The following is a 1,490-nucleotide window of genomic DNA, read 5'->3' on the forward strand; positions in this document are numbered from 1 at the left end:
AAAGCAAAACTTGATGGTGCATTTAATGAAATTCCACTAAACTTAATAACATTTCTAATTTGATAGTTATTATCTATTTTAATATTATTAGTTCCTTCTACTCTTCTTGGAGATCTAATTTTTAATATATGTTCCATTATTGGTGTTTTATCAATCTTTTCTGCATTTATTCTTAATAATCTATCTGGTTCTAATATACCCCATTCATTTAATGCAAGTCTTAATTTTCCTCCTTCAACTTTAAATTTAAACTTAATATCTCCTAATGTATCGTTTTTTTCAGAAAGATTTCCTCCTGATCCAATGCTATATCTTTTTCCATTTACTTCTAAAATATTACCTTCTTCTAAATTAACTAATCCTTTTCCTGTCACTTGATTAAGTTTTACATCTCTTATTGAATTTTCTAATTTAATTTCTGTAGGATTATTTAAAGTACATGAATTAAATTTTATATATTCAGATGTTGGATAATATTCTTTTACTTCTAAAAAAGACTCTCCTATTACCTTTTCAATATATGGAACAGTTAAATTAATCCTATGGTTCATAATATCAGAAACTTCTTTATGTTTGATTATTTTTATATTTAAAGGTTGTGGTGATGGTACTTTCAATCCATAATTATCAACTTTTAACTGAATTTTTCCACTTTCAACTTTATAAGACAAATCTATTTTATTAAGTTTTAATTTTTGTTCAGATAAATTGCTTGATGTTAATGAGTGCTTTTGTCCATTTATTTCTAAAGTGTCATTAGGATCTAAATGTAAAAATCCATCTCCTTTAGTTGAAGCTATTCTTACTCCATTAATTGAATTTTCCAAAGCTAATGGACGTAAATTTTCTATTGTACTTGAATTAAATTTCATATATTCAGGTTTATAATCCTCATTAATTACTAAGTTTGTTTCTCCATCAGCCTTATGAATAAAATCATCTAATTTTACATTATAGACTTGAGCTCCGTCCATAGTATTATCACACCCACTATTATCATGATAAGGATTACCTAAATGTCCCCACACCTGAATTACAACTCTAGCATGTTCAGGTAATGTTACACTCCATGGAAATGTATATGCTGTACTATCTTTATACCCCCCCACATCATACCTTCCTACTCTACCACTATTATAAATTTCTCTACCTTCTTTATTATAACCATGTATTACTACAGAAAACCAAGAAGGTCTATTTTGCGTATGTCCTGTCCAAACTTTATTAATTCCAGATACCTTTTTTATAAAAGTATTTTTTCCATATTTTTTTTCACTATCAAATATTATATCTCTTAAATTAACATCATCTACACTATCACTTCCTGCTATACATTCAGCATCAAAATTTCTATTATATAACATACCAACTTCATCAGCCATATATGGTACAGTAACATTAGTTCTTCTTTTGTTATTCCATTTCCAAGTTCCTGTTTTACCTACTAAATATAGAAATTCAGGTACTTTTGTACCTTCTATTTCTATTCC

At 27.2% G+C, this 1,490-nt stretch carries 1 protein-coding gene; it reads right to left on the reverse strand.

What is annotated here, in order from left to right; translation table 11 throughout:
* A partial coding sequence (locus ABNK64_RS11030; RefSeq protein ID WP_349764424.1) for a hypothetical protein occupies positions 1-1,490 on the reverse strand: 1,490 nt, incomplete at both ends.

Source organism: Fusobacterium sp. SYSU M8D902, from assembly GCF_040199715.1.
GTDB lineage: Bacteria > Fusobacteriota > Fusobacteriia > Fusobacteriales > Fusobacteriaceae > Fusobacterium_A.